The organism is Streptomyces sp. NPDC060002, from assembly GCF_042737245.1.
Classification (GTDB): Bacteria; Actinomycetota; Actinomycetes; order Streptomycetales; family Streptomycetaceae; genus Streptomyces.
In genome coordinates this window covers 318,350-331,320 of record NZ_JBHWUW010000001.1, presented here as the reverse complement: position 1 = coordinate 331,320, position 12,971 = coordinate 318,350, and the positions used below count along the sequence as shown (strand labels likewise).

The window sequence follows — 12,971 nt, the reverse complement described above, 5'->3', positions numbered from 1 at the left end:
GGCGGCGTGAGCGACTTCGAAGGGCTGACGGCCCTGGTGACGGGGGGCGGCTCCGGCATCGGGCGGGCGACCGCGGAGCTCCTGGCCGAGCGCGGCGCCCGGGTCGCCGTCCTCGACCTGGATCCGTCGGGCGTGCACAAGCCCCTTCTCGGATATCCCGCCGACGTCACCGACGACACCTCCGTGCGCGTGGCGGTCGCGGCCGCCGTCGCCGACCTCGGGGGGCTGGACATCCTGGTCAACAACGCGGGTGTCGGCGCCCAGGGCACCGTCGAGGACAACGACGACGCCGAATGGCACCGCGTCCTCGACGTCAACGTCGTCGGCATGGTCCGCACGGCCCGCGCCGTCCTGCCCCACCTGAGGCGTTCCTCGCACGCGGCGATCGTCAACACGTGCTCCATCGCCGCCACCGCCGGCCTGCCGCGGCGCGCGCTCTACAGCGCGACCAAGGGCGCGGTGTACTCGCTGACCCTCGCCATGGCCGCCGACCACGTACGCGAGGGCATCCGCGTCAACTGCGTCAACCCCGGCACCGCGGACACCCCGTGGGTCGGCCGGCTGCTCGACGCGGCCGACGACCCGGCCGCCGAGCGCGCCGCCCTGGAGGCCCGCCAGCCCACCGGCCGGCTGGTCGGCGCCGACGAGGTCGCGGGCGCCATCGCCTACCTGGCGAGCCCCCTGTCCGGCGCCACCACCGGCACCTCCCTCGCCGTCGACGGCGGGATGCAGGGCCTGCGGCTGCGGCCGGTGGGCCGGTGACCACGCTCGGGCGCAGCGGCGTCCCGGTCAGCCCGCTCGCCTTCGGCGCCGCCGTCATCGGCAACCTCTTCACCGAGGTCGGCGAGGAGCAGGCGCACCAGGCGGTGGCCACCGCCTGGCAGCAGGGCATCCGCTACTTCGACACGGCGCCGCACTACGGCCTCGGCCTGTCCGAGCGCCGCCTCGGCGCGGCCCTGCGCGAGCACCCCCGCTCGCAGTACACGGTCTCGACCAAGGTGGGCCGCCGCCTGGAGGCCACGGACCGGGGCGGCGACGACCTGGCCGACGGCTTCGCCGTCCCCGCCACGCACCGCCGGGTATGGGACTTCAGCGCCGACGGCGTACGACGCACCCTGGAGGCCAGCCTGGAACGGCTCGGCCTCGACCGCGCGGACGTCGTCTACCTCCACGACCCCGACGACCACGCGGAACAGGCCTTCCGCGAGGGCTACCCGGCGCTGGAGAAGCTGCGCTCGGAGGGCGTCGTCGGGGCGATCGGCGCCGGAATGAACCAGGCGGAGATGCTCACCCGCTTCGTCCGTGACACGGACGTCGACGTGGTGCTGTGCGCGGGCCGGTACACGCTGCTCGATCAGCGGGCCCGGGCCGAGCTGCTGCCTGCCGCCGTCGAGCGGGGTGTGTCGGTGGTCGTCGGGGGCGCCTTCAACTCCGGTCTGCTGGCCGACCCCCGGCCCGGCGCCACCTTCGACTACGCGCGGGCGCCGGCCGAGCTGCTGGTCCGGGCCCGGCGTATGAGGGAGACCGCGGACCGGCACGGCATCACGCTGCGCGCCGCCGCCCTGGCGTTCTGCGCCGCCCACCCGGCCGTGGCGAGCGTCCTGGTCGGCACCCGCTCGGCGGCCGAGGTGCGGGACTGCGCCGAGCAGTTCGCGACCCCCGTCCCCGCCGCCTTCTGGCAGGAGCTGCGGGACACGGGGCTGCTGCCCCCGAAGGAGCCGTCATGAGGGTCGCCCTGCACACCAGGGTCCGCGCCGACAGCGTCACCGCGTACGAGGCCGCACACCGTGAGGTGCCCGAGGAGCTGACGGACGCCATCCGCGCGGCCGGCGCCACCTCCTGGACGATCTGGCGAGGGGGGTCCCCCCCGCACGAGCGAAGCCGAGGGTGGGGGAGGCAGCGATTTGTTCCACGTCCTGGAGTGCGAGGACTACGCACGCCTCCTCGCCGAGCTGGAGAGACTTCCTCTCAACGTGGTGTGGCAGGCCCGGATGGCCGAACTGCTCGATGTGGTGCACGACTACTCCGACGGGGGCGCCGGCGCCGGCCTGCCCGTCGTGTGGGAGCTGCCGTGACCGTCGACGCGCACCACCACGTCTGGGACCTGTCGGTACGGGACCAGGACTGGATCGCCGAAGGCAGCCCGCTGCGGCGGGACTTCACCGTCGACGACCTGGCACCTGAGGCCCGCGCGGCCGGAGTCGGCCGTACGGTGCTCGTCCAGACGGTCACCGTGGCCGAGGAGACCCCCGAGTTCCTCGCCCTCGCGGCCGGGAGCGACCTGATCGCGGGTGTCGTCGGCTGGACCGACCTCACCCGCGCGGACATCGCCGACGAACTGGCCCGGCTGCGGGAGCTCCCAGGCGGCCGGTACCTCAAGGGCATCCGTCACCAGGTCCAGGGCGAGCCGGACCCGCGGTGGCTGCTGCGGGCGGACGTGCATCGCGGGCTCGCCGCCCTCGCCGCCGCCGGCCTCGTCCACGACCTGGTGGTGCTGCCCCACCAGCTCCCGGCCTGTGCCGAGGCGGCCGCCTCCCTGCCCGGACTCACCTTCGTCCTCGACCACCTGGGCAAGCCGCCGATCGCCTCCGCCGCGCTGGAACCCTGGGCGTCCCACGTCCGTGCCCTCGCGGCGCTGCCCAACACGGTCTGCAAGCTCTCCGGCATGGTCACCGAGGCCGACCCCGCGTCCTGGACCGCCGACGACCTGCGCCCGTACGCGGACACCGTGCTCGAGGCCTTCGGGCCGGCCCGGCTGATGTTCGGCTCGGACTGGCCGGTGTGCACGCCCATCGCGTCCTACGGCGAAGTCCTGGACATCGCAAGGCGGTTGACCGACCCGGGCACGCACCGCGAGATCTTCGAGACCACCGCCGTCCGGGTCTACGACCTCTGAGCCGACCCCGCCAGCCGCGTCGGCGGCAGATACTCCCGCACGTAGGTCCGATGCCAGTACGCGCCGGTCTCCCGCAGCTCCCGCCATGTGGTGCAGCGGTAGCGGAAGAGACGGGCGCGGATGTGGCGCGGGGGCTCGTCGGGCGGGAACGGGGAGCGGCGCAGCAGCTTCAGCGTGTCGCGGTCGTTCTCCAGCAGCCGTTCCACCAGGGCGGCGAACCACGTCCCGGCATAGGCGGGGGAGAGCGCCGCGAACCACATCATCCAGTCCAGGCGCAGATGGTACGGGGCGAACTGGCGCGGCCAGTGCCGGGGATCGCCCGGCTTGCCCTTGAACTCGTACTCCCGCCAGTCGGAGGTCTCGCGGGGCACGTCGTCGAGCGTGCCCTCGATCACCACCTCGTAGCGGATCCGGCTCACGCTGCCGAACGCGCCATAGGTGTTGACCAGATGCAGCGGATCGAAGGAGCGGTTCATCACCTGGCGGCGGGAGAGCATGTTGACCACCGGGCGGTGACTGAGGAACAGCAGCAGCGCGGCCGCGGTGAGGACCACGATCTCGTACCAGAGCGGGGCGGCGGGGGCCGGCCGATGGCCGGCTGGCAGACGGAGCGCGGGCACGGCCAGGACGACGGTGATCCAGTTCAGCCAGGCGAAGTTGCCCGAAAGGACCAGCCACAGCTGGGTCAGGATCATCAGGCAGGCGGCCGCCGTCGCGATCGGCTGCGGGGCGAACAGCAGGAACGGCACGACGAGTTGGGTGAGGTGGTTGGCCGCCGCCTCCACCCGGTGCAGCGGTTTGGGCAGATGGTGGAAGAACCAGCTCAGCGGGCCGGGCATCGGCTGGGTCTCGTGGTGGTGGTAGAGACACGTCAGCTTCCGCCAGCAGGCGTCGCCCCGCATCTTGATCAGACCCGCGCCGAACTCGACCCGGAACAGGATCCAGCGCATCAGGAAGAGCACGAGGACCGGCGGGGCCACCTCGTCGTTGCCGAGGAACACGGCCAGGAAGCCCGTCTCGAGGAGCAGGGACTCCCAGCCGAACCCGTACCAGGTCTGGCCCACGTTGACGATCGACAGATACAGCGCCCACGGCACCAGCCACAGCAGCATCGCCGCCCCCAGGGGCAGCAGGCCGTCCAGGCCGGCGAGCAGCGCCGCCGACACCGCGCAGCCCGTCCAGGCGCAGCCCGCGAACAGCCGGTCGGTGTAGCGCAGCTGGAACAGGCTCGGCGCCCGCCGGAAGGGCACCCGCTCGACGAAGCGGGGCACCGGCAGCATCCCCCGTTCGCCGAGCAGTGCCCGGAACTGGAGCGCGGCCGTCAGGAACGCGACCAGGTAGACACCGGCCAGGGCCCGCTGGAAGACCAGGCGGCTCAGCCAGTACTCGGGTGCGGTGAACCAGTCCACGGCCGTGCGCTCCTTCTCTCCGGTCGGACCCTGCCACTGTGCGTGTCCGTTCGCTCCGGTTGCGTGACCCTGGCGGGCGAAGCAGACAATAGTGGTCGAATCACCTTCAGGTGAGGGATCGAGACGATGCGGGAGAACGTGGTGCGACTACCCACTGCCACTCTCCTCACCGCCTGCGCGCTCTCGGCGGCGTTCCTCGTCGCCGGACGCGGCGGTGCGGGAGAGAGGATCACGATGCCGGGCGCGGAGGCCGTCGTCCCGGCGGCCGAGGGGCGCGTCGTCTCCGGCGACCCCTTCACCGGCCTCTTCGCCGATCCCGCGGCCACCGACCCGGATTCCGGCTCCTCCTCCGGCGACGCCGATCCCGGCGCGGCACCCGGCTCCGGCTCCGGCTCCGGCTCCGACGAAGGCCTCGGTCCGGACGGGAACCACGACTCCGACGAGGGTCTCGGTTCCGACCTGGACCGCGGTGTCGACCCCGGTGAGATCGGCCCCGAGACCGTGCCGGAAGTACCCGACCTGCCCGACGGCGGCGGGCTGGTCCCCGACGGGCCCGACGAGTCCGGCGCGCAGGACCCGCCCGACAGCATCTTCGGCAGCCCGCTCGACATCGTCATGGGCTGACCGTGGTCCCGGGCCCCGGCTCCCCGGTCGAAGAATCGGGCAAATCCTGGCAAGGTGGCCCCATGGTTGATCGGGGAGCGAGCGCCCTGTCCCTCCCGGACGACTGGCCCGCCCACCCGGATCCGATCCTGGCGCTCAACCGCATGGGCAGCTTCGACTGGGACCTGGACTCGGGGCAGTTCCACATGGACGCCCGGGCCCACGAGATCTTCGACCTGAGGCCCGACGAGTACGACGGCGACCCCGTGACCCTCGCCGTCCGGGTCCCGCCGGCCGAGGGCATCCGCCTGGACGGGCTGGTCGCCCAGGCCATCAAGGACGGCAGCGAGAACTACGGCGCCTACTTCCGCACGCGGCTGCGCGACGGCACCCTGCGCTGGACCCACACCCAGGGCTACATCCGGCGCGACGGGACCGGCCGGCCGCGTCGCATCGTGGGCATCGTGCGGGACGCGACCGACGAGCTCAGCGATCTCGCCGCCCGCCGCGACGAGGCCGCCCTCGACGAATCGCGCCGTGAGCAGACCAACGTCGTCCAGCTCACCACGGCGGCCCTGGCGCACGCCCGTACCGTGCGCGACGTCATCGACGTCCTCAAGGACACCCAGGGCCTCACCCACCTCGGCGCGACCAGCCTCGTCATGGGGCTGGTCGAGGCCGGCCGGATCCGGCTGATAGCCGAGGGGCCGGAGGGCAGCTTCGTGCCCGGCACGCTGGTCACCCGCCTCGACGAGCCCTACCCGATGAGCGAGGTCGTGCGCACCCTCACCCCGCGGTTCATCGAGTCACCGGAGGAGTTCGCCGACGGCTACCCCGTGCTCTGGCCGCACCTCACCGATCTGAAGATCACCTCGGCGGCCTATCTGCCGCTCATCGTGCAGGCCCGCCCGATCGGTGCGATGGGCCTGCTCTACAGCGCCCGGCGGGGCTTCACGCAGGAGGACCGCAACATACTGGTCGCCCTCGGCAGCAGCATCGCGCAGAGCATCCAGCGCGCGATGTTCTACGAGCAGGAGAAGGACATCGCGCAGAGCCTCCAGCAGGCCATGCTGCCGCGCACCATCCCCAGCGTGCCCGGCGCGGACGTCGCCGTCCGCTACCGCGCCGCCACCATCGGCGGCTCCCTGGGCCGCGACATCGGCGGCGACTGGTACGACCTGATCCCGCTGCCCGGCGGCCGGGTCGGCGCCGTCATCGGCGACGTCCAGGGCCATGACACGCACGCCGCCGCCGTGATGGGCCAGCTGCGCATCGTCCTGAAGGCCTACGCGGCCGAGGGCCACACCCCGGCCACCGTGATGGCCCGTGCCTCGGCCTTCCTGCACGAGCTCGACACCGACCGCTTCGCCACCTGCCTGTACGCGGAGGCCGACCTCTCCACGGGGGTCGTCCAGGTGGTCCGCGCCGGGCACATCGACCCCCTGCTGCGCGGCCTCGACGGGACCTGCCGGCGTGTCCCGGTGCCCGGCGGGCTGCCGCTCGGTCTGTCCGCCGAGTTCGGCAGCCTCGAGTACCCGGTCGGCACCGTGGAGCTCGACCCCGGCCACACCCTGCTGCTGTGCACCGACGGGCTGGTCGAGCAGCCCGGCGCGGACCTCGACGACGGCATGCGGGCCCTCGCCGCCCTGATCGCAGCGGGCCCCGAGGACGTCCGGAAACTGGCCGACCAGCTCATCGAGGTCGCCGAGGAGCGCGGCGGGGACGACGACGTGGCCCTGCTCCTGCTGCGCCGGCGAGGCCAGGACAGCCCCCGGGCCGGGAACCGGCTCCAGCAGCATGTGGCCCCCGGCGACCCGGAGGCCCTGAGCGAGGCCCGGCACATGATCCGCGCGGCCGTGCGCACCTGGGGTGTCCGGGACCGCGCCGACGAGGTCGAACTGGTCGCCGACGAACTGATCACCAACGCGCTCATGCACACCGAGGGCGCGGCGATCGTCACCCTGCGGGTGCTCACCGGCACCGAACACCGGCTGCGCGTGGAGGTGGAGGACTCCTCCAGCGCCCTCCCGCGCCGCCGTGAGGCGGGCGAGTCGGGGGTCTCCGGCCGGGGCCTGTTGCTGGTGGACCTGCTCACCGACGCCTGGGGCGTGGAGGCGCGGGGCGGCGGCAAGTGCGTGTGGTGCGAGTTCGTGGTGGCGGAACGGACCTGAGCACTCCGGTTCCGGATGGCACTCTGGACGTATGCCGGAACTCCCCGAGGTCGAAGCGCTCAAGGACTTCCTGGCCGAGCATCTCGTCGGCCACGAGATCGTCCGCGTGCTGCCCGTCGCCATCAGCGTGCTGAAGACGTACGACCCGCCCGTCACCGCCCTCGAGGGCCGGGAGGTCACCGCCGTGCACCGGCACGGCAAGTTCCTCGACCTGGCGACCGGTGACGGACCGCACCTCGTCACCCACCTCGCCCGCGCGGGCTGGCTGCACTGGAAGGACAAGCTCCCGGACGGTCCGCCCCGCCCCGGCAAGGGGCCCCTGGCCCTGCGGGTCGCCCTGGAGACGGGAGCGGGCTTCGACCTGACGGAGGCAGGCACCCAGAAGCGGCTCGCGGTCCACGTCGTCCAGGAGGCGGGGCAGGTCCCCGGCGTCGCCCGCCTCGGCCCCGACCCGCTCGCCGCCGACTTCGACGAGGCCCGCCTCGCCGCGCTCCTCGCGGGCGAACGGCGCCGGCTGAAGGGCGCCTTGCGCGACCAGGGCCTGATCGCCGGCGTCGGCAACGCCTACAGCGACGAGATCCTGCACGCGGCGAGGATGTCCCCGTTCAAACTGGCGGCCACCCTGACACCGGAGGAGACCCACACCCTCTACGAGGCCCTGCGCGCCACGCTCACCGAGGCGGTCGAGCGCTCACGGGGCCTGGCGGCGGGACGGCTGAAGGCCGAGAAGAAGAGCGGTCTGCGCGTCCACGGCCGCGCCGGCGAGCCCTGCCCGGTCTGCGGCGACACCATCGCAGAGGTCTCCTTCAGCGACTCCTCGCTGCAGTACTGCCCCACCTGCCAGACGGGCGGCAAGCCGCTGGCGGACCGGAGGATGTCGCGGCTGCTGAAGTAGCCGTAGGCGGGGTGAGGCGGTCACCGGTGGGCGCTGCCACCAGGTAGGCGACCAGCATGAGCACGCCCAGGACCAGGACCGGCATCCCGGCGAGGGCTGTCGTCCTGGGCGGGCGCCCTGAGCCTCTTGAGCCCCTGGTCGGCGTGGCGGTCGTTGGCGATGATCAGCGCGTGTCTGGCATCAGTTCCGCGATGTCCTCGGCGTCCGCACCCTCCTCGGTCACGAGGATGCGCAATGTCCCGTCCCGTCCACCGGATGAGCCCCTTCCGGTCGCACGCACAGGGGCGGCGCGGAGTCGGATCCTCGGTGGCTCCACGTCCTTCACCTCCATGTTCCGTCGGCCGCCGTGCGGTCGCAAATCCCGTATGTTCCGGGCAGATCGGCGGGGACATCGACTTGCGGAACTGCCGTGACGGAAAGACGGTGGAATCACCCGCTCGGGAACTTCACCAGAAACCACATCACCGCGGTGGCGACAGCGAACGGCCTTCGGCAGAGGGAAAACCGCCATGAACGCACAAGCGGAGTACGAGACACCGGATCGCCTCTACTGCGCCCAACCCCCGCAGCCACAGCCGGTGTTGCGATCGGACCTCGGTCACGACCGGGCCGCCGCCATACTCCAGAACCGCACGAAGTGGGCCAACGGCACCGTCCTGCACTACGCCTTCCTCGACGAGGGCGGAGACGTGGGAGGCCCGGAGCAACTGGAAGAGGTCCGGCACGCCTTCGGCAAGTGGAAGGGCCTGGGGATCGGGCTGGAGTTCACAGAGGTGACCTCTCCCGACGAGTCCGAGATCCGCATCGCTTTCAGCACGAGCGAGGGCTCCAAGTCGACCGTCGGCAGGGACGCCCTGACCGTCGGCACGGACGAGCCCACGACGCACTACGGCTGGAAGCTGAACAGCCCGTACGGCAGGGCCACCGCGCTCCACGAGCTCGGCCACGTCATCGGTTTCGCCCACGAGCACCAGAATCCGGACGCCGGAATCGTGTGGGACGACGAAGCCGTCTACGACGATCTCGCGGGACCGCCCAACCGATGGCCGCGGGATGTCACCTACCACAACATCCTGCGCAAGCTGAGCAGGAGCGAGGTGAGGGGTTCCCCGTGGGACCCGGGGTCGGTCATGGAGTACCCGTTCGGGCCGGGACTGATCGTGAAGCCGGAGCAGTACGGCCGCGACGGCATCCCGGATCCCCTCGACCTCTCGGCCGTCGACAAGGACCGTGTCCAGCGGTGGTACCCGGCGCTCGCCGCCCGGCCGGCCCGGCTGGAACCCTACCGTTCACAGGCACTGCGGCTGTCCTCCGGCGAGCAGGTGGACTTCGAGATCGTTCCCACGGAGACCCGTAGGTACGAGATCGGCACCTTCGGGGACGCCGACTTCCTGCTGGTTCTCTTCGAGGAGCGCGACGGCGAGCTGCGCTACGCCGGCGGGGACGACGACAGCGGCGAGGAACGCAACGGCCGGCTCCGGATGCGGCTGGTCAAGGGGCGGAGGTACGTCGCCCGGGCCCGGCTCTACTCGACCTGGAACAGCGGGGGCGCGGCGCTCATGTACTGGTGAGTGCCCGCCCACGACGCCGTCGTCAGTGGGACTCGAGCGTCACCAGGTGCTCCCCGGCGGAAGTGCGCAGCTCGTAGCGGACGATCTCGTCGGGGTGCCAGGCCGCGGCGCCCTGCATGGTGTTGGGGCGGGCGTCGTGCTTGGGGACGTTCCAGCTGGTGACCGTCTGCTCGGAGCCGTCGAGGCCGATGGCGATCAGCCGGCAGGAGCGGGGACCCGCCCCGTCCTTGACCTCGAGTTCCACATGGCTGCCCCACGCCTCGTTCTCGGTGGTGACCTGCGCCCACACCCCGGACTTCTCGTCCGTCGCGGTGACCCGTACGGCGCCGTCGCCCTCGGCGCCGCCGCCCGCCAGCATCGCGATCACGGGGCCGGCCAGAGCGACCACCACCGAGGCTGCCACGGCGTAGAGCACCCGCCGGCGCACGGCCCGGTGCCGGGCCGCCACCTCGCCCAGCAGTCGGTCCAGCAGCTGCGGGCCGGGTCCGGCGAAGGGGTGCACGGCGCGCGGGGTGGCGCGCCGGTAGAGCATCATCTGCCGTGCGGTGGGGCCGAATTCGGTGACCTGCGCCGCGCACTGAGGACACTCCATGAGGTGGTCCTCGAAGCGGAAGGCTTCCGCTTCGTCCAGCACGCCGAGCGCGTACGCGCCGACGTCGCGATGCCTTTCCAGGGACCTCATGCCGAAACCTCGTGCCTTTGAGTGCCAGTGGGGTTACTCCTTGCTCCCACCGGTACGCACCCGGCCGTCGAATCACTCAAGCCACGTACCGAATCGTGACCCAGATGTTCGGAGCGGACCGGTCCCCGGATTGGTGCGAATCTAAAAAAGATGAATCGCCAGGTGGCCGAGGGGCAGTCCGAGCTGCCAGGCGAGTGTCCAGACCTTGGGTCCCTCGTCCTCGCCGACCACCGGCGCACCGCCGGGAACCGCGTTGAGATCGGGAGCGAGCAGCTCCGTCTCCTCCAGCCAGCGCCAGGCCGCGGCCGCCAGGTCGAGATCGGGAGCCGGTGCGTCCGACTCGGCCGCCTCGGCCTTCAGTTGAGACATACGTTCGTCGACCCAGTTCTGCCACGGCTGGTCGTACGCCGTGAGCGAAAGCCAGGTCTCCAGTTGGGTGACGACCCGGATGCCGGGCAGTTCGCCGTCGGTGTCGGACAGGAAGATGGTGAGCGCCAGGGCGTCGCGCCCGGCGCGGAACTCGAAGGACGTCGGCGGCATCAGATCGCCGGTCCGCAGCAGTTCGTCGGCGATGTACTCGGCGTACAACCAGGCCATGGGGACGGTGAGTTCACCGCCGCCGGTGCCGTCCGTGCTCTGGTGACCTCTGTGCAGCATCCCTTCCTGCCTTCCTCCGGTGCTTGCGCTCGCCCGTTGCCGGGACGCTGGGGACCCGGTCACCGGGCCCCATCCGGAACACGGATAAGGACACCCGATTACTCAAAGGGGGTCCACGGCAAGGCGCTTTACGGAGGCTTGACCCAGTCGTGGGTTTCAGCGCAGGTCGGCCGCGTATCCCGGAAGCACCCGGCGCAGGGCGCGCAGTGCGTAGTACGCGCGGGACTTCACGGTACCGGGCGGGATCCCGAGGGCTTCGGCGGCCTCCGCCACACTGGCCCCCTGGAAATACACCAGCACCAGTACTTCACGGTGCTCCGGAGTGAGTGTCTTCACAGCCTCGCGCACGTCGAGGGTGGCGGCCGCCCGCTCGGCGTGGTCGGCGCAGACGGGCGCGTTCTCCAGCACCGCGTCCCCGACCTCCGCGGGTCGCGCCTGCCGGGCCCGCCGCGCGTCGATCGCGAGCCGCCGGCCGACGGTGAGCAGCCAGGGCCGTACGGAGTCGAAGGCGTCGGCGCGCAGGGCCTCGGGATGCTGCCAGGCGCGTACCAGGGTCTCCTGGACGAGGTCCTCTGCGCGCTGGCGGTCGCCGTCGCACAGCCTCAGCAGCAGCGCGAAGAGCGGCCTGCCGTGCTCCCGCTGGAGTGCGGCGAGCTCGTGCTCGGCGGTCGTCGTCCGGGCGTTGAGGGTGGTTCCGGCGGTCATGGGCGTATGGCACCGCAGTGCGCCGGTTCGGGACAGGGCACGCACACGGATCTGCGGCGGACGGTCGATCGCGTCGACGAACGGTTCGACGAACGGTCCGGGCTACGCCGATCGCGGGCATCGGCCCTGGACGAAGGGAGTGCCGGGGCGGACGGCCGCCTCTCATGGATTAGTACTGATACATGCGTAAATATGACAATTCATGGAAAGTGGGGTGAACCGGTGATCGCCCGCAGACACCAGGTGGCCCTGGCCCTGACGGCCCTCCTCACCTCGGCCGCCGCCTGCCAGGCCCACGACCACGGGCCGACCGGGCGGCCCGGCCGCCCGGCGCCGTCCGCCGCCCGCGGCTTCACGCTCGTCGCCTCCGGCGACATCCTTCCGCACACCAGCGTCATCGACCGCGCCCGCTTCGACGCCGGGGGCACCGGCCACGACTTCCGTCCGATGCTCGCGGGCATCAAACCCGTCGTCTCCGGCGCCGATCTGGCGCTGTGTCACATGGAGACGGTGTACGGCGCCGACGGCCTCTACACCGGCTACCCGGACTTCAAGTCCCCGCCGGAGATCGCCGCGGCCCTCGCCGCCACCGGCTACGACGGCTGCTCCACCGCCTCCAACCACAGCCTCGACGACGGCGCCCCCGGCGTACAGCGCACCCTCGACGCGCTCGACGCCGCCGGCGTACGGCACGCGGGCACCGCCCGCACCGAGGCCGAGGGCAACTCGGTCACGCTCCTGCGCGCGGGCCCGGCGAAAGTCGCCCACCTCGCCTACACCTACGACACCAACGGCCACCCCGTCCCGCAGGGGCGGCCCTGGACCGTCAACCTCCTCGACGAGAACCGGATCCTCGCCGACGCCAAGGCCGCCCGGAAGGCGGGCGCCGACGTGGTCGTCGTCTCCGTGCACTGGGGCACCGAATGGCAGGACGCCCCGGACGACCGCCAGCTCACCCTCGCCCGCACCCTCACCGCCTCCCGCACGGGCGGCCGCCCCGACATCGACCTGATCCTCGGGACGCACGCCCACGTCCCCCAGGCGTACGAGAAGGTCAACGGCACCTGGGTCGTCTACGGCATGGGCGACCAGATCGCGGGCGAGATGTTCAACCACCAGGGCGTCCAGGACGCGCGCGGAAACCAGTCCACCGTCGCCCGTTTCACCTTCGCCCCGCCCGCCCGGTCCGGCGGTCGCTGGCAGGTGCGCAAGGCCGAGTTCGTGCCGCAGCTGTTCGACATCGACGCCGGCCGGGTGGTCGACATCGACAAGGCCCTCGCCCAGGGCGCGGGCGTCGAGGGGGTGCGCGACCGGATCAGAGAGGTCGTCCTGGGCCGGGGCGCGGCGAAGGACGGGCTGGTGATGGGGAAGTGAGCCGGGAG

The 12,971-nt window shown here is 72.0% G+C and carries 12 protein-coding genes and 1 pseudogene; 9 read left to right on the top strand and 4 right to left on the bottom strand.

Features of this window, described 5'->3' with window-relative positions; translation table 11 throughout:
* Positions 1-6: 6 nt before the first annotated feature.
* The 4 genes and pseudogenes from ACFWBD_RS01490 to ACFWBD_RS01475 all read left to right on the top strand — a co-directional run bounded on the left by ACFWBD_RS01490 (position 7) and on the right by ACFWBD_RS01475 (position 2,896).
* Positions 7-762, top strand: coding sequence for an SDR family NAD(P)-dependent oxidoreductase (locus tag ACFWBD_RS01490; RefSeq protein WP_385661015.1), 756 nt, complete (start codon positions 7-9; stop codon positions 760-762).
* Positions 759-1,727, top strand: coding sequence for an aldo/keto reductase (locus tag ACFWBD_RS01485; protein ID WP_385661013.1), 969 nt, complete (start codon positions 759-761; stop codon positions 1,725-1,727). The genes ACFWBD_RS01490 and ACFWBD_RS01485 overlap by 4 nt, the downstream gene beginning before the upstream one ends.
* Positions 1,724-2,075 (top strand): annotated as a pseudogene (locus ACFWBD_RS01480) (L-rhamnose mutarotase). Before ACFWBD_RS01485 ends, ACFWBD_RS01480 begins: the two are co-directional and overlap by 4 nt.
* Positions 2,072-2,896, top strand: coding sequence for an amidohydrolase family protein (locus ACFWBD_RS01475; RefSeq protein WP_385661010.1), 825 nt, complete (start codon positions 2,072-2,074; stop codon positions 2,894-2,896). The pseudogene ACFWBD_RS01480 and the gene ACFWBD_RS01475 overlap by 4 nt, the downstream one beginning before the upstream one ends.
* Here the strand turns inward: ACFWBD_RS01475 and ACFWBD_RS01470 are convergent.
* A complete protein-coding gene (locus ACFWBD_RS01470) occupies positions 2,884-4,305 on the bottom strand; it encodes a lipase maturation factor family protein (protein WP_385661007.1) in 1,422 nt (473 codons plus the stop codon). The genes ACFWBD_RS01475 and ACFWBD_RS01470 overlap by 13 nt on opposite strands.
* 141 nt (positions 4,306-4,446) lie before the next feature.
* On the opposite strand from ACFWBD_RS01470, the gene ACFWBD_RS01465 reads away from it, so the two are divergent.
* From ACFWBD_RS01465 to ACFWBD_RS01450, 4 genes are all read left to right on the top strand, one after another.
* Positions 4,447-4,929, top strand: a complete 483-nt coding sequence (locus tag ACFWBD_RS01465) for a hypothetical protein (protein ID WP_385661005.1) — start codon at positions 4,447-4,449, stop codon at positions 4,927-4,929.
* A gap of 62 nt (positions 4,930-4,991) precedes the next feature.
* Positions 4,992-7,079, top strand: coding sequence for a SpoIIE family protein phosphatase (locus ACFWBD_RS01460; RefSeq protein WP_385661002.1), 2,088 nt, complete (start codon positions 4,992-4,994; stop codon positions 7,077-7,079).
* A 31-nt stretch (positions 7,080-7,110) separates the two neighbouring features.
* Positions 7,111-7,974, top strand: coding sequence for an Fpg/Nei family DNA glycosylase (locus ACFWBD_RS01455; RefSeq protein WP_385660999.1), 864 nt, complete (start codon positions 7,111-7,113; stop codon positions 7,972-7,974).
* A gap of 509 nt (positions 7,975-8,483) precedes the next feature.
* Complete coding sequence (locus ACFWBD_RS01450; RefSeq protein WP_385660997.1) at positions 8,484-9,545, top strand: matrixin family metalloprotease; 1,062 nt, start codon at positions 8,484-8,486, stop codon at positions 9,543-9,545.
* A gap of 22 nt (positions 9,546-9,567) precedes the next feature.
* Here ACFWBD_RS01450 and ACFWBD_RS01445 read toward each other — a convergent pair whose 3' ends face one another.
* From ACFWBD_RS01445 to ACFWBD_RS01435, 3 genes are all read right to left on the bottom strand, one after another.
* Entirely contained in the window at positions 9,568-10,227 is a 660-nt protein-coding gene (locus tag ACFWBD_RS01445) for a zf-HC2 domain-containing protein (RefSeq protein ID WP_385660994.1), read from the bottom strand.
* A gap of 141 nt (positions 10,228-10,368) precedes the next feature.
* A complete protein-coding gene (locus ACFWBD_RS01440; protein ID WP_385660991.1) occupies positions 10,369-10,884 on the bottom strand; it encodes a hypothetical protein in 516 nt (171 codons plus the stop codon).
* Between the two features lie 156 nt (positions 10,885-11,040).
* Positions 11,041-11,589, bottom strand: coding sequence for a sigma-70 family RNA polymerase sigma factor (locus ACFWBD_RS01435; RefSeq protein ID WP_355702204.1), 549 nt, complete (start codon positions 11,587-11,589; stop codon positions 11,041-11,043).
* Between the two features lie 222 nt (positions 11,590-11,811).
* Here ACFWBD_RS01435 and ACFWBD_RS01430 point away from each other — a divergent pair, with 222 nt between their 5' ends.
* The gene (locus tag ACFWBD_RS01430; RefSeq protein ID WP_385661503.1) at positions 11,812-12,963 is read left to right on the top strand and encodes a CapA family protein; all 1,152 of its coding nucleotides are present in this window, start codon (positions 11,812-11,814) and stop codon (positions 12,961-12,963) included.
* Positions 12,964-12,971 lie beyond the last annotated feature (8 nt).